15 protein-coding genes are annotated in these 14994 nt (G+C 68.4%); 11 read left to right on the top strand and 4 right to left on the bottom strand.

Features of this window, described 5'->3' with window-relative positions:
* Nucleotides 1-472: 472 nt before the first annotated feature.
* A complete protein-coding gene (locus L324_RS16470) occupies nucleotides 473-1759 on the bottom strand; it encodes an Nramp family divalent metal transporter (RefSeq protein WP_037308486.1) in 1287 nt (428 codons plus the stop codon).
* A 150-nt stretch (nucleotides 1760-1909) separates the two neighbouring features.
* Here L324_RS16470 and hemB point away from each other — a divergent pair, with 150 nt between their 5' ends.
* Nucleotides 1910-2881, top strand: coding sequence for a porphobilinogen synthase (gene hemB, locus L324_RS16465; protein ID WP_081736363.1), 972 nt, complete (start codon nucleotides 1910-1912; stop codon nucleotides 2879-2881).
* A 65-nt stretch (nucleotides 2882-2946) separates the two neighbouring features.
* On the opposite strand, the gene L324_RS16460 is transcribed toward hemB, so the two are convergent.
* Both L324_RS16460 and L324_RS16455 read right to left on the bottom strand, forming a co-directional pair.
* Entirely contained in the window at nucleotides 2947-4506 is a 1560-nt protein-coding gene (locus tag L324_RS16460; RefSeq protein WP_081736362.1) for an outer membrane protein assembly factor BamB family protein, read from the bottom strand.
* A 46-nt stretch (nucleotides 4507-4552) separates the two neighbouring features.
* A complete protein-coding gene (locus L324_RS16455) occupies nucleotides 4553-6067 on the bottom strand; it encodes an outer membrane protein assembly factor BamB family protein (protein ID WP_081736361.1) in 1515 nt (504 codons plus the stop codon).
* An 88-nt stretch (nucleotides 6068-6155) separates the two neighbouring features.
* Between L324_RS16455 and L324_RS16450 the strand changes: the two genes are divergently transcribed.
* From L324_RS16450 to L324_RS16440, 3 genes are read left to right on the top strand one after another with little or no spacing between them, the layout of a single operon-like run.
* On the top strand, nucleotides 6156-6701 hold the full coding sequence (locus tag L324_RS16450) for a hypothetical protein (protein ID WP_037308473.1): 546 nt from the start codon (nucleotides 6156-6158) through the stop codon (nucleotides 6699-6701).
* On the top strand, nucleotides 6698-7153 hold the full coding sequence (mce1N, locus tag L324_RS16445) for a transport-regulating membrane protein Mce1N (protein WP_037308469.1): 456 nt from the start codon (nucleotides 6698-6700) through the stop codon (nucleotides 7151-7153). Before L324_RS16450 ends, mce1N begins: the two co-directional genes overlap by 4 nt.
* Nucleotides 7131-7511 (top strand): hypothetical protein, encoded by a 381-nt coding sequence (locus L324_RS16440; RefSeq protein WP_037308466.1) that lies wholly within the window; start codon nucleotides 7131-7133, stop codon nucleotides 7509-7511. The genes mce1N and L324_RS16440 overlap by 23 nt, the downstream gene beginning before the upstream one ends.
* 10 nt (nucleotides 7512-7521) lie before the next feature.
* On the opposite strand, the gene L324_RS16435 is transcribed toward L324_RS16440, so the two are convergent.
* Nucleotides 7522-8013: a tryptophan-rich sensory protein gene (locus L324_RS16435; RefSeq protein ID WP_037308464.1), complete on the bottom strand. Its 492-nt coding sequence runs from the start codon at nucleotides 8011-8013 to the stop codon at nucleotides 7522-7524.
* A gap of 123 nt (nucleotides 8014-8136) precedes the next feature.
* On the opposite strand from L324_RS16435, the gene hemL reads away from it, so the two are divergent.
* The 7 genes from hemL to ccsB all read left to right on the top strand — a co-directional run bounded on the left by hemL (nucleotide 8137) and on the right by ccsB (nucleotide 14942).
* Nucleotides 8137-9441, top strand: coding sequence for a glutamate-1-semialdehyde 2,1-aminomutase (gene hemL / locus L324_RS16430; protein ID WP_037308462.1), 1305 nt, complete (start codon nucleotides 8137-8139; stop codon nucleotides 9439-9441).
* Nucleotides 9438-10070 (top strand): histidine phosphatase family protein, encoded by a 633-nt coding sequence (locus tag L324_RS16425; protein WP_037308459.1) that lies wholly within the window; start codon nucleotides 9438-9440, stop codon nucleotides 10068-10070. The genes hemL and L324_RS16425 overlap by 4 nt, the downstream gene beginning before the upstream one ends.
* Nucleotides 10067-10648, top strand: coding sequence for a TlpA family protein disulfide reductase (locus L324_RS16420; protein WP_037308455.1), 582 nt, complete (start codon nucleotides 10067-10069; stop codon nucleotides 10646-10648). The genes L324_RS16425 and L324_RS16420 overlap by 4 nt, the downstream gene beginning before the upstream one ends.
* A gap of 106 nt (nucleotides 10649-10754) precedes the next feature.
* A complete protein-coding gene (locus L324_RS16415; protein WP_051173931.1) occupies nucleotides 10755-11426 on the top strand; it encodes a rhomboid family intramembrane serine protease in 672 nt (223 codons plus the stop codon).
* Between the two features lie 170 nt (nucleotides 11427-11596).
* Nucleotides 11597-12370: a cytochrome c biogenesis CcdA family protein gene (locus L324_RS16410; protein ID WP_037308449.1), complete on the top strand. Its 774-nt coding sequence runs from the start codon at nucleotides 11597-11599 to the stop codon at nucleotides 12368-12370.
* A complete protein-coding gene (gene resB, locus L324_RS16405) occupies nucleotides 12367-13965 on the top strand; it encodes a cytochrome c biogenesis protein ResB (RefSeq protein WP_037308446.1) in 1599 nt (532 codons plus the stop codon). Before L324_RS16410 ends, resB begins: the two co-directional genes overlap by 4 nt.
* Nucleotides 13966-13970: 5 nt before the next feature.
* Complete coding sequence (gene ccsB, locus L324_RS16400) at nucleotides 13971-14942, top strand: c-type cytochrome biogenesis protein CcsB (RefSeq protein ID WP_037308443.1); 972 nt, start codon at nucleotides 13971-13973, stop codon at nucleotides 14940-14942.
* Nucleotides 14943-14994: the final 52 nt, after the last annotated feature.

Raw genomic sequence — 14994 nt, 5'->3', positions numbered from 1 at the left:
GCTGAGCCGAGGAAACTCGACCTTCACACCTTCCCCAGTACATGATGGCCCCCTTCCTTGCGCTAGGCGCAAGGAAGGGGGCCATCATGTACTTCACCGCGAGCAAAGCCGCAGGCTACGAGCAGGTACCCAAGTGAGGGTTGGTTATTGCGGGGTAAAGCAAAGATGTCGTGCCCCGGCGAGCGTCCGGACTGGCTGGCAGAAGCAGGGCCGCGGCTCCGAGAGACACTCTCCTGAAGATAAGTGTCCGGTTCGGGTTGTTTGTGCGGTTTTGCGGGGTGGTCGTGAGTGGCAAGGAGCGTTAGAACGCTCTTTGCCACTCACGACCCCGTTCAGGAACGTGCATTTAGGCATCAACCGGACGCCGAGTCGCCGAAAACTGTCCTTTGTGGACAGGCCACGGCATTGAGTCGATCACGCCAAGATCGCCTTAACCCTCAATAGAACCGTCATTACCACTCACGAGACCGGGTCAGTTGAAGAACTTCACGACTTCGGTGTAGGCGAGGTACGCGAACATCGCGAGACAGATGCCCAGCAGGGCGTTGGAAAACCAGCCGGAGCGCCCTTCGCGGGGCACCCGTGAGGTATTCAGCAGCACCAGCAGGGTCGCCGCCAGGAACGGCATGAACAACGCGCCCAGCACGCCGTAGATCACCGTGAGCTGGAAGGGCTGGTCCAGGAACAGCAACGCCATCGGCGGGAAAGTCAGCCACAGCACGTAACCCCGGTAGGCGACGCTCCGTTCTCCGGCCTTCTTTTCATACGCCTCAATGCTTTCCGTGGTGTCCGTGGGCAGTCGCAGAATGCGCCACCAGTCCGCGAAAAGCAGGCTCACGCCGTGCCAGACGCCGATCACCGACGTGAACGAAACCGCGAAGAACCCGATGAGGAAAGGGATCCGCGCCCATTGCCCGTAATCCGCGGCGAGCGTGTCGCCGAGGAACAGGAGGCCCTTGTCGCCCGAGATGATCTTCTGGCCCAGCAGGAGTTCCGCGCCGACGATCAGCATCGCGATCACGAAGATCCCGGTCATGAGGTAGCCGACGGCGTTGTCGGTACGCATCATCGGCAGCCACTTCGACGAACGCCAGCCTTTCGCCAGCGTCCAGTAACCGTAGGCCGCCATGGTGATCGTGCCGCCGACACCGCCGACCAGACCGAGGACGTACACGAGCGAACCGTCGGGCAGCGTGGGAACGGCGCCCTCGAACAGCGCGGTGAAGTTCGGCACGACGAGCACCGCGGTCCCGACCACGGTCACGAACATGACGCCGGTGAGCACCGTCATCAGCTTCTCGATGATCGCGTACCGGCCGAACCACACCAGCGCGAAGCCGAGCAGGCCGCAGATCATCGCCCAGTACCGCACCGAAAGTGCGGGGAAGAGCGCGTTCAGCGGCAGCCCCGACGCCGACATCGCGGTCGCGCCGTAGACGAACCCCCAGATCACCGCGTAGATCCCGAAATAGATCAGCGCCCAGATCCCCAGCGTCCGCCAGCCGGACAGGATCGTCCGGCCCGAGGTCAGATGCCAGCGGCCGACGGCTTCGGCCAGCGCGAGTTTGAAGATCGTCCCGACGAGCACCGCCCACAGCAGCGTGTACCCGAAGCGCGATCCGGCCACCATCGTCGCGACGAGGTCGCCCGCGCCGACCCCGGTCGCCGCGGCCATGATCCCTGGCCCGACCTGGCGCAGCCGTGCGCGCCAGCCGACGGGCGGTTCTTCCAGTTGGTCGGTCACCGTTGAACTCGACATGGATGCGAAGGTAACCCAGGTCACACCGCGGACGAATCGGGCAAAGGTGACTCTTTACCGTTCCTTAGGGAAGTCCGCGCCGCCGGCCCAGCGCGCCCTTCACCGCGCCTGCGGACCGCTTCTCGAGCGGGCGGGAGTACCGTCTATGGGGTGTTTCCCGAACATCGTCCCCGCAGGCTCCGTACCACTCCGGCCATGCGCAGGCTGGTCAGTGAGACGACGCTGCGCCCACGTCAGCTGATCCTCCCGATGTTCGTGGCCGAGGGCCTCGACACGCCCCGCCCGATCTCGAGCATGCCCGGGGTCGTCCAGCACACCCGCGACACGCTGCGCAAGGCCGCCGTCGACGCGGTCAACGCCGGTGTCGGCGGTCTGATGCTGTTCGGCGTCCCGAAGACCCGTGACGCCGAGGGCTCCGGCGCGATCGATCCGGACGGCATCCTCAACGTCGCCCTGCGCGATCTGCGGTCCGAACTCGGCGACGCGACGGTCCTGATGGCCGACACCTGTCTCGACGAGTTCACCGACCACGGCCACTGCGGCGTCCTCGACGCCGACGGCCGGGTCGACAACGACGCGACCCTGCGGGTGTACGCGGAGATGGCCCTGGCGCAGGCGGAAGCGGGTGCGCATCTGCTCGGGCCCAGCGGGATGATGGACGGCCAGGTCGGCGTCATCCGCGCCGCCCTCGACCGGGCCGGGCGCACCGACACCGGCATCCTCGCCTACTCCGCGAAGTTCGCCAGCTCGTTCTACGGCCCCTTCCGGGAAGCCATCGATTCGCAGCTGAAGGGCGACAGGAAGACGTACCAGCAGGATCCGGGCAACGTGCGCGAGGCGCTGCGCGAGATCGAGCTGGACATCGCCGAGGGCGCGGACATGATCATCATCAAGCCCGCACTGTCCTATATGGACGTCATCAGGGCGGCCGCCGAGGCGTCGCCGGTCCCCGTCGCGGCCTACAACATCTCGGGCGAATACGCGATGGTCGAGGCCGCCGCCGCGAACGGCTGGATCGAGCGCGAGCGCACGGTCCTCGAGATGCTGACGTCGTTCCGCCGCGCCGGCGCGGACATGATCCTCACCTACTGGGCCGCCGAAGCCGCCGCCTGGCTGGACTGAGTTTCGCGCAGACGAAAAGGGCCCCTTCGCCACGGAAATCGCGGCGAAGGGGCCCTTTCGTGTCGCTACTCAGCCTGAAGCAGGAAGACGTCCGCGGTGAGGTTCGACCACCGGCCCGCCACGGCGTAGACCCGGTCGTCGGCCCAGAGGTACCGGTAGAACCCCGGGATCGGCCCCGTGTCGTCCTGCTCGGAATTCCTGATCTGTGCCTCCAGGAACGGCGTCACCTTCCCGTCCGCGACCGCGATCTTGACCGTCCGCTGCGGTCCGGTGTTGTAGACCGGCCCGACCTGGGCGAGGATCTGGCCGTCCACGATCTTGATCGGCGCCTGGATCGTGCCCTCCGGAACCGAGGCCGTCCACTTGCGCTGCCCGGTGTTCAGGTCCACCGCGACGAGCTTGTTCACCTGCCCGCCGATCGTCCTGGTCGGCGTATAGAACGTGTCGCCTTCCACGATGATGGCGCTCGGATGGTGTTCGGTACCCGAGGTGCTGTGCCCGAAGCCCTGCGACGTGGCGCCGTCGAGCTCCTCCTCGGTATTGGGCTTGCCGCCGTCGATCTTCGACTTGAGCTTCAGGTTGTCGTCGAAGAGGAAGTACGTGCCCTCCTCGGTGTTCGAACCGTATGCCAGCACGGGCTTCACCGACAGGAGACCGATCCCCGAGATCGAGTAGCCGGAGTGGGGGACGCTGTCCTCCAGTTCGACGTTCCCGGTCGCCGGGTCGATCTGGAGCGCGGTGACCGAGAAGTCGCCGGTGAGGCAGCTCGCCACGACGATGGCCTTGCCGTCCCTCGGCATCATGTCGTGGCTGGCGCAGGTGTCCTCGCCGTCGGCCTTGCGGGAGAAGGTCTTCGTCCACTTGATCGCGCCGGTGGCCAGATCGAGCGCCGCGTAGCCCTGGTCCGCGGTGACGAACACGACGTCACCCATGATCTGCGTGACGACGGCCTCCACCGAGACCACCCGGTCCTGCATCTTCTGCGGGACCACCATCGGCACCTGCCAGCCGAGCTTCCCGTCCTTCAGGTCGAGGATGGTGGCGTTGTCGCAGCTCCCATCCTCCTTGTCGGCCTTCGCCTTGCCGAAGGCGAGGACGATCTTGCCGTCGGCGGGCTCGACCCCGGTGCCGCAGAAGACCTTGCCGCCCGGCGCCTCCGCCAGCCAGCGCCGCTTGCCGTCCGCCCTGGTGAACGCGGCCACGTACTTGTCGCGGACGACGACGAGGTCATCTCCGTGCAGCCAGGTCGTGATGCCGTTCTTGTACTCCGGGACGTCCTGCTTCGCTCCTGACAGTTCCCATTTGACCTTCGGCGAACCCCCGGCGGCCCCGGGAGTGGCGGAGGGCGGGGCGGCCTGATCCTGCGGCGAATCCCCGCCGCTCAGCGCGATCGGCACGACCACCGCCGCGGTGACCACGGCGACGACCAGCGGAACGAGCCAGAAGAGGAACTTCTTGCCCTTGGGCGGCGGTGGAGGCGGTCCCTGCCGCGGGGGGCCGTACTGCTGCTGCGGGTAGGGCGGCGGCTGCTGCTGCCAGCCCTGAGGCTGGTGGTGCTGCTGGTGCGGTTGCCAGGGTTGTTGTGGCGGCCATGGCGCGCCGCCGGGCGGAGTGGGTCTGGTCATTCGGTTTCCCCAGTTGTTCGATGCGATGGCGGAAAAGCTGTCCGGGTCACGGTTCGACGGTGTAGATGTCCAGGCTGAACTTCGGGAACCGGCCGGAAACGGCGTAGACGCGGCTGTCTGCCCAGAGGTAGCGGTAGAGGCCCGAGATCGGCCCGTTCTTGTCGTTGTCGGCGTTCTCGATCTGCGCCTCGACCATCGGCGTCACCGCTCCGTCCGCGACGGCGACCTTGACCACTCGCTGCGGCCCGGTCCGCTCGACGGGCGCGACCTCGGTGATCACCTGACCGTCCTCGATCGCGAGCGGGGCCATCACGGTGCCCTCGGGGACCTTCGCCGACCACTTGCGCTGCCCGGTCTTCAGATCCACCGCGACCAGGGCGTTCACCGTGCCCGCCTGGGGCATCGTGATGGTGTAGAGCACCTCTTCGGTGACCAGGGCCGGGCTGACCAGGTGCTCGGTGCCGGACGCGTCATGGTCGAAACCCTGGCCGTCGGCGCCGGTGAGACCGTCCGGTGTGAAGGGGTCGCCACCGTCGATCTTCGACTGGAGCTTCAGGTCGTCTCCGAAGAGGAAGTACGTGCCCGTATCGGTGGTCTTGCCGTAGACCAGCAGGGGTTTCACCGAGATGACGCCGACATCGCCGAGCGAAGAGCTCTCCTTCGGCAGGTCTTCCGCCACCTCGATGTTCCCGGTCGACGCGTCGACCCGCAGCATGCTGAGGCCGTAGTCCCCGGTGAGGCAGGTCATCACGACGACGATCTTGCCGTCCTTCGGTACGGCGTCCTCCCCGGCGCACGTCGGGTCGTCGGCTCGGTCCGGTGCGCGCATGTGGGTCTTCGCCCACTTCTTCGTGCCGGTGGCGAGGTCGAGCGCGGCCATTCCCTCGCCCTGCGTGACGAAGACGGCGTCACCGGCGATCTGCAGGATCGCGGACTTGGGAGGGCGGTCGCCTTGAAGCTTCTGCGGCACCTCGAGCGGCTGCCGCCAGCCGAGTTTCCCGTCCTTCAGGTCGAGGACGGCCGCGTTGTCGCAGGTCTTCTCCTCGCCGTAGGCGAAGGCGATCTTCCCGTCGACCGGTTCCACGGAGGCGCCGCACGCCCGCTTCCCGTCCGGTACCTCGGTGAGCCAGCGCTGCTTGCCGTCCGCCCTGGTGAACGCGGCGACGTACTTGTCGCGGACGACGACGAGGGTGTCCTCGTACAGCCAGGTCGTGACGCCCTGCTTGTACTCGGGAACGTCTCCCTCCAGTCCGGACAGCCGCCATTTCACCTTCTGGGCGACCGGGGCCGAACTGCTCGGCGGTTGCTGGGCGGCTGGCCCCGGGGCCGGGTCCCCACCGGTCAGCGCGATCGGGATCACCACGGCCGCGGCGACGACCACCACGACGAGCGGGATCAGCCAGAAGAGGAACTTCTTGGACTTCTCCGGTGGAGGAGGTGGTGGCATCTGCTGCCTGCCGTCCGGGTACTGCTGTTGGTGTCTCGGGTAGCCGTATCCCGGCTGTGGCCAGGGTTGTTGCCGCCCTTGCCAAGGCCCGCCGGGCGGGTTGGGTGTGGTCATCGTGAAATCCCCAGTGTTCGTGTCAATTCGCGCACAAGCTACCCGGGCGGAAAGCCTCTGGCCTGCGGAACCACGTAGGCTGCCCGGCGTGAGCGACAGCACAGCCGACGAAACGGACGACGAGCGTCGTAAGAGGGGACGGGCACCCGACCCGATCCTGCCCGGCCAGGAGGCGCCGAAGCACACCGTGCCGAAGCCCGTCGCCATCTCCTTCTGGCTCTGGATCGCGACCGGTCTCACCCTGATCGCCGGACCCGCCTATCTGCTGATCGGCAGGCAGACGGTGATCGACACCTACCTCAAGCAGAACGCCGAACAGCGCGATCCGGCGCTGAAGGTCGACCCGTCGCGGATCGTCGAGGGCGTCGACGGGCTGATCCTGAACCTGTTCGTCGGCGCGGTCACCTTCGCCTTGCTCTTCGCGATTTTCGCCTACAAGGCCCGCGAAGGAACGCGTTCGGCCAGGGCCGTGCTGACCGGCCTCGCGTTCTTCCTCGCGCTCGTCGGGCTCTTCGTCGTCGGTGGCGCGCTCTTCGTCGTCATCGCCACGCTGATCGCGGTGATCGCGCTGGTCCTGATGTACCTGCCCAGCGTCGCCGACTACTTCCCCAAGGTCGGGCGCAAGCTGCCATGACGCCCGAGCCGCCCCTCTACGGCGAACCCGGCGTCGGCTGGACGGCGTTGCTCTGGGCACCGTTGTTCGCCCTCGCCGGGCTGCTCGCCGAATGGGCGACCGGCGGTCCGGTGCACTGGCTTTCCTGGATCCTGGTCGGGGCCGGGCTGGTGCTGATCACCGTGCCGTGGGTGTACGCGCGCCGCCGGTACCTCTCGCTCGAAGTCACCGCCGACGGCTACCGGCAGGGCCGGGAAACCCTGGAGGCGGCCCGGATCGCCGAGGTACTCGACGACGAGGAGGCGCCGGTCGGTTCGCGGGTCCTCGGTGGCGGCTGGACGATCCCCAAGAAGCACGGCGAGGTCCCGTTGAAGCTCGATGACGGCGTCTTCGTCCGCGCCTGGGCCAAGGATCCGGACGCCCTCCGTGCGGCTCTCGAGGGTTTGGTGCGTGCTCGCACCACAGAGTCATGAGAAGCTGCTCACTGTGATCGACCTTCCCCAGCCGACCGGGGCCGACCTGTGGCCGCCGGAGGACGACCGGCCCGCGGCCCGGCTGCACAAACCCCTGCGCGCTCTGGTGGGGGCCGCCGAACTGATCCTCGCCGCGCTCGCGGTCTGGGGTGTTTTCGCGTGCTGGAAGGCCGGTGTGGTCCCGGTGCGGATCACCTACGGCGACACGACGCTCGAATCGCAGCGGTATTTCGGCGGCCCGCTCGCCGGCGCCATCGGGCTGGGCACGCTGGCCGCGATCCTGGTGGTGGACGCGATCCGCCAGTTCCTGCTCGCCGTGCGGACCAGGCGGCGCAAACCCAAGGACCCCCGGAACTGAGCAACCCGGCTCAGGTGAGCCAGACGACGGCGGCGTTGACCGCGGTCGAGAACAGCAGCCACAGCAGATACGGCACGAGCAGCCACGCCGCGAGCTTCGACCGGCGCGCGAACTCCATCATCGTGACGGGCACGACGAAATCCAGGACGACCACGTCGGCGAGGGCGAGGACGTGCGCGCCGCCGGCGAAGAACAACGGCGTCCACAGCAGGGTCAGCAACAGGCAGAGGCCGTAGAAGGCGAAGCCGCGCGTTTCGCCGTCGGTCCGCCAGTAGCACCAGCCCGCGATGGCGACCATGAGGAGCAGGACCGACCACGTCGGACCGTAGAGCCAGCCCGGCGGCGCCCACGACGGGCGGACCAGCGCGTCGTGCGTCTCGGAGCGGGTCGCCACGGCCAGCGCCGCCACCACGCCGACGACCGCCGACATGGCGATGAATCCGGCCAGCGCCTGCCAGCGCAGGCGACGGTGATGGGTCGGTGGTGACGGCACCGTGGACACGTGGATTCCTCCGCGAGGGTTTCGGCGGGAGTGGTTCCCACCCTAGTGGGGCCGGTCACGCCATGCCCGGAACCGTGAGGACGCGGCGGCGGGTGTCCCCGGCGGATTTGCGAGACTGGGGAGGTGGCTACCGGAGTCGATCAGTCCAAGGCATGGTTCGAACGAGCGAAGGCCGTGGTCCCGGGCGGGGTGAACTCCCCGGTGCGGGCCTTCAACTCCGTCGGCGGCACCCCGCGGTTCATGGTGCGCGGCGAGGGGCCGTATCTGTGGGACGCCGATGACAACCGCTATGTCGACCTGGTCTCCTCGTGGGGGCCGATGATCCTCGGGCACGCGCATCCGGCCGTCGTCTCCGCCGCGCGCGAAGCCGCCGTCAACGGACTGTCGTTCGGCACGCCGACCCTCGGCGAGGTCGAGCTGGCCGAGGAGATCATCGGCCGGGTCGAGCCGGTCGAGCAGGTCCGCCTGGTCAACTCCGGCACCGAGGCGACGATGAGCGCGATCCGGCTGGCCAGGGGGTTCACCGGCCGGGCGAAGATCATCAAGTTCGCGGGCTGCTACCACGGCCACGTCGACGCGCTCCTCGCCGAAGCGGGCTCCGGCGTCGCGACGCTCGGCCTCCCGACCTCGCCCGGTGTCACCGGCGCGCAGGCGGCCGACACGATCGTCCTGCCCTACAACGACCTCGACGCGGTCCGGAAGTCCTTTGTGGACAACCCGGAGTCGATCGCGGCGATCATCACCGAAGCCGCCGCGGGCAACATGGGCGCCGTCGCCCCGGCCGAGGGCTTCAACGCCGGGCTCAAGGAGATCGCGCACGAGCACGGCGCGCTGCTGATCATGGACGAGGTGATGACCGGGTTCCGCGTCTCGAAGGCGGGCTGGTTCGGTCTCGAAGGCGTCGCCGGTGACCTGTACACCTTCGGCAAGGTCATGTCCGGCGGACTGCCGGCCGCGGCCTTCGGCGGCCGCGCCGACGTGATGGCGAAGCTGGCCCCGGGCGGTCCCGTCTACCAGGCCGGGACGCTTTCGGGGAACCCCGTGGCCGTCGCCGCCGGACTCGCGACGCTGCGCGCGGCCGACGACGCCGTGTACGCGGCCCTCGACGCCAACGCGAAGCGGCTCGGCGACCTGTTCGACCGGTCGCTGACCGAGGCCGGTGTCACGCACACCGTGCAGTACGCGGGCAACCTGGTCAGCGTGTTCTTCAGCGAAAGCCCGGTGACGAACTACCCGGGCGCGCAGGCCTCCCAGACCTGGCGTTTCCCGGCGTTCTTCCACGCGCTGCTGGACAACGGCGTGTACGCGCCGCCGAGCGCGTACGAGGCGTGGTTCGTCAACGCGGCCATGGGCGACACCGAGTTCGAGATCATCGAGTCCGCGTTGCGCGTCGCCGCCCGCGCCGCCGCCGAGGCGGTCCAGGCGTGAGCGAGACGACGATCGTGCACCTGCTCCGCCACGGCGAGGTGCACAACCCGGACGGGATCCTGTACGGCCGTCTGCCAGGCTTCAAGCTCTCCGACCGCGGCCAGCGCCAGGCGCTGACGGTCGCCGAAGCCGTCGCGACGCACGACATCACGTACGTCGTCGCTTCGCCTCTTCAGCGCGCGCAGGAGACCGCGGCGCCGATCGCGGCGGCGCACCGGCTCGACGTCGACACCGACGAGCGGCTCATCGAGGCGGACAACCAGTTCGAGGGCGAGCGGGTCGCCGTCGGCGACGGCGCCCTGCGCCAGCCGAAGCACTGGCCGAAGCTGGTCAACCCGTTCCGGCCGTCGTGGGGCGAGCCGTACGTGGAGATCGCGCACCGCATGCTCGGCGCGGTCCACCGCGCGCGGCAGGCGGCCGAGGGACACGAGGCGTTGTGCGTCTCGCACCAGCTGCCGATCTGGACCGTGCGCCGGTTCCTGGAGGCGAAGCGGCTCTGGCACGATCCGCGCGTCCGGCAGTGCTCGCTCGCTTCGCTGACCAGCCTGGTCTTCGAGGGCGAAGAGCTCGTGCGGATCGTTTACAGCGAGCCCGCCGGCACGACCGACCCGAAGGTGACCGGGGCATGAAGCGGGTACTGGCGTCGGTGCTCCTGGCGGTCCTCGTCGTTTCGGGCTGCACCACCGGCAAGGACGCCGTCGTCACCGGCGGCAGCTTCAACTTCGTTTCGCCGGGCGGGAAGGTCGACATCACCTACGACGTCGCGGACCGCCAGCAGTCGCCGACACTGTCCGGCGACGACCTGATGAACGAGGGCAAGCAGCTCTCGATCGCCGACTTCCCCGGCAAGGTCATCGTGCTGAACCTGTGGGGCCAGTGGTGCGGGCCGTGCCGCGTCGAGGCACCGGAGATGCAGAAGGTGTACGACCAGACCAAGGCGTCCGGCGTCCAGGTGGTCGGGATCGACCTGCGGGACAACGACCGGGCCCCGGCGCAGGACTTCATGCGGGACCGGAAGCTGACGTACCCGTCGATCTACGACCCGTCGGGGCGGACGCTGCTGCAGCTGTCGGGCTATCCGCGCAACATCATCCCGTCGACGATCGTGCTGGACAAACAGCACCGCGTCGCGGCGGTGTTCCTGCGCGACCTGCTGGCCTCGGACCTGCTGCCCGTCGTCCAGCGCTTGGTCGCCGAACCCGCCTGACCCCCGACGGAGCGCGTTTAGCGGGCTAAACGCGCTCCTCTGTCGGGTGGACTGGCTATCCTCCTCATCCCGGGCCGCGCGGCGGCTCTGAACTGGGGAGAAGGAAATGACGACTGCTTCAGACGTGCCCAGATCCGGGCAGCAGGACGCCGAGGCGATGATCGCCGAGGCCAAGAAGGCCTTCTGGGTCATGGTCGGCCTGCTCGCGGTCCTCTGGCTGATCCAGATCTACAACGCCGTCGACGGCTACAGCCTCATGTACGAATACGGGACGCGGCCGCGCGAAGTCAGCTCGCTGCCGACCGTCCTCACCGCGCCGCTCTTGCACGCCGGCTGGGGACACATCGAGTTCAACTCGGGGCCGCTGTTCATCTTCGGGTTCCTCGCGGCGTATCGCGGGGTGAAGAAGTTCCTCAGCGTCACGGTGCTGATCGCGGTGCTGAGCGGGCTCGGAGCCTGGACCCTCCACGAGTCCGGCACGGTCGGGGTCGGCGCGAGCGGCCTGGTCATGGGGTACTTCGGGTACGTCCTGGTGCGCGGGATCTTCGACCGGCACAAGATCGACATCGTCATCGGGCTGGTGATGGCGTTGTGCTTCGCCTACCAGTTCGCCGGCCTGTTCCCGCAGGACGCGGGGATCAGCTGGCAGGCGCACCTGTTCGGCTTCCTCGGCGGCCTGATCGGCGGCTGGGTCTTCCGGGACCGCCGCCCCAAGCCGGAACCCGCCGCACCCGCGTTCCCGACCATCCCCCTCACCCCGCCCGACACCCTCAAGTAACCCCTGCGTTTCGTCCTCTGAATGCGGCAGGTGCCCACCGCGACGATCGCCTTTAGCGGGCTAAACGCGACGCGGTGGGCCGGGACCAAGGTCCTGACCGGGTGCGACGTAGGTCCCGTTGAGGACGCCCCGGCGTTTTCACCTCGACCACACTGCCTACGCTCCTTTGCGTGAACGGTGTGACCGAGCTGGCGCTCTCCGGGCCACTGCTGCTCGCGGCGGGTGTCGCGCTGCTGGCCGGGGCGATCTCCTTCGCGTCACCGTGCGTCGTCCCGCTCGTGCCGGGGTATCTCGCGTACCTGGCGGCGCTGGTCGGCGCCGACGCCCCCGCGGTCAGCGCCGACGAAGAGCGCAAGAAGGGCCGTTACGCCGTCGTCGGCGCGGCGGCTCTGTTCGTGCTCGGGTTCACCGTGGTCTTCGTGGTGACGCTGGGGACGCTGGTGTGGATCGCCGCCGCCGTCCAGGTCAACATGGACCTCCTCCAGCGTCTCGGCGGCGTGCTGACGATCGCGATGGCGCTGGTCTTCCTCGGCTGGATCCCCGGCCTGCAGCGCGAGTTCCGTTCGCACCACGTGCCGCGCGGCGGTCTGTGGGGCGCGCCGGTGCTCGGCGCGGTGTTCGGGCTCGGCTGGACGCCGTGCATCGGGCCGACGCTGTCCGCGGTCATGTCCATGGCCAGCGCCACCGGCGGGGCGGCGGTACGCGGGTACGTGCTGATCCTCGTCTACTGCCTCGGGCTCGGCGTCCCGTTCCTCCTCATCGCCTTCGGCGCCCGCTGGGCCGTCCGCGCGACCGACTGGCTGCGCCGCCACGGCCGTCAGGTGCAGGTCTTCGGCGGCGTCCTGCTGCTGGTCGTCGGCGTCCTGCTGGTGACCGGGCTGTGGGCCGACATGACCGGCTGGATCCGGAACACCCTCGTGACCGAACTCAGGCTGCCCTTGTGACCACCACCGACGCCCCGCCCAAGAAGGAATACCGCCCGACGCCGCTGAAGCGTGCCCTCGCCTTGCTGCGCAACACCTGGCGCGGGCTGACGTCGATGCGCACCGCGCTGGTGCTGCTGTTCCTGCTCGCGCTCGCCGCGATGCCCGGTGCCCTGCTGCCGCAGCGAAACCTCAACGCCGCCAAGACCGACGAGTACATCGCCGCGCACGGCTGGTGGGGCGAACTGCTCGACAAGACGCAGTTCTTCGAGGTCTACGGCAGCGTCTGGTTCTCGGCGATCTACATCCTGCTGATGGTCTCGCTCATCGGCTGCCTCGCGCCGCGCAGCCTCGAATACGCGAAGGCGATGCGCGCGCAGCCCGTGCTCACGCCGCGCAAGCTCTCGCGGATGCCGCACCACCTGTCCACCACGACCGATCGGACCCCCGAGACGGTCATGAAGGACACTCACGCGCTGCTCAAGGGCTGGCGCCGTGTCGAGCGTGAAGAGGCCGACGGCACGCGAAGCATCTCCGCCGAGCGCGGATACCTTCGCGAGACCGGCAACCTCGTCTTCCACTTCGGCATGCTCGGCCTGATCATCTTCTTCGCCCTCGGCAAGCTCTTCAGCTACGAAGGCCAGGTGATCGTCCAGGCCGACAACAGCCCGTGGTGCAACTCCGGCATCCTCGGCTACGACACCTTCAACGCCGGGCTGCGCGTCGACGGCACCGACCTCAACGCCTTCTGCATCCGGCTCAAGGACTTCGAGGCGCGCTACACCGAGGCCGGGCAGGCGAACTACTACCACTCCAACATGGAGTACCAGTCCGGCGAAGACCTGAAGACCGGCGCCTGGAAGCCGTACGGGCTCGAGGTCAACTCGCCGCTGCGCACCGCCGGTGATCGCGTCTACCTGCTGAACTTCGGCTACTCCCCGAAGTTCACGGTGACCTTCCCCGACGGCACCGTGCGCACCAACATCACGCCGTGGCGTCCCGCCGACGAGCCCACGAAGCTCTCCGAAGGCGCGACGAAGATCGATCAGCCGGGCATCACCGACCCGGTCGAACGCCGTACCCGCCAGCTCGCGATCACCGGCCTGCTCGCGCCGACCGCGTTCCTGCACGGCAACGTGCTGACGTCGTCGCGGCCCGAGGCGAACAAACCGGCGGTGGCCGTCGACATCTACCGCGGCGACCTCGGCCTCGACGCGGGCCGCGGGCAGTCGATCTTCCAGATCGACCAGTCGCTCGTCGAGGACGGCAGGCTCAAGAAGCTCACCCGGCAGAACCTGGACCAGGGCGAGGAGACCGTGCTGGACGACGGCACGAAGGTCCGCTTCGACGGCGTCCAGAAATGGGTGGCCATCCAGGTCTCGCACGATCCCGTGCAGGGCTGGGTGCTGGTCTGCGCGGTCGCGATGCTGATCGGGCTGGCGGGATCGTTGCTGGTCAAACGGCGGCGGGTGTGGGTCCGGGTGACCCCGGCCCGCGAAGGTGAGACGGGTACCGTGATCGAGGTCGCCGGGCTGGCGCGCACCGATCAGGCGGGCTACGGAGAAGAGTTCCAGCGGATCAGCGGCAAGCTGGTCCAGGGGCGGAGAGGCAACTAGAAGTCATGCCGATCAACGAGACGCTGTCCCAGTACAGCGACTACTCCTACACCACCGCGACGGCGATCTACGTCCTCGCGCTGATGTTCACCCTGTTCGAGCAGGGTTTCGGCGCCAGGGGCCGTCTGGCGGCGGAGCGCAGCAAGCAGCGCGTCCGCGAACTGGTCGGCGCGGGCGGTCCGCCGTCGGCCACCGTGACGCCCGGCGAACCCCCGCGCGAGATCGGCCGCCCCGAGCGCATCGGCCGCATGGGCGCCGCACTGCTGGTCCTCGCCGCGTTGCTGCACCTGACCGCGATCGTGCTGCGCGGGCTCGCCGTGCACCGCGCGCCGTGGGGCAACATGTACGAGTACGGCATGGCCACGACCTTCATCGCGGTCCTGACCTGGATCGTCATCCTGCGGAAGTTCCCGGTGCGGCACCTCACCGGCTTCCTGCTCACGCCGGTCGTGATCCTGATGTTCATCAACGGCACCATGCTGTACACGACCGCGGCGCCGGTGCAGCCCGCGCTGCAGTCCTACTGGCTGATCATCCACGTCTCCGCGGCCATCATCGGCTCGGGCGTCTTCCTGGTGCCCGGCGTCGCGAGCGTGCTCTACCTCTTCCGCTCCGCCCACGACGACAACCCGGCCAAGTTCGCCAAGTTCGGCCCGAAGCTGCCCACCGCGGACGTGCTCGACCGGATCGCCTACCGCACGACCATCTTCGCCTTCCCGGTCTTCACCTTCGGCGTCCTGTGCGGTGCCGTGTGGGCCGAGGCGGCCTGGGGCCGGTTCTGGGGCTGGGACCCGAAGGAGACCGTCGCGTTCGTCGCGTGGGTCGTCTACGCGGCGTACCTGCACTCCCGTGCCACCGCGGGCTGGCGCGGGAAGCGCGCGGCGATCATCAACATCGTCGGATTCTCGGCGACGGTGTTCAACCTGTTCTTCGTGAATCTGGTGACTTCGGGGCTGCATTCCTACGCCGGGGGCTGACCGTCACCGCTGCACGCGCGACGACTACCGTCAATACTGAGGTAGTGGGGGA

It is taken from the genome of Amycolatopsis orientalis DSM 40040 = KCTC 9412, assembly GCF_000478275.1.
GTDB lineage: Bacteria > Actinomycetota > Actinomycetes > Mycobacteriales > Pseudonocardiaceae > Amycolatopsis > Amycolatopsis orientalis.
The sequence above is the reverse complement of the archived record's forward strand: the minus strand, read 5'-3'. Positions and strand labels throughout refer to the sequence as shown.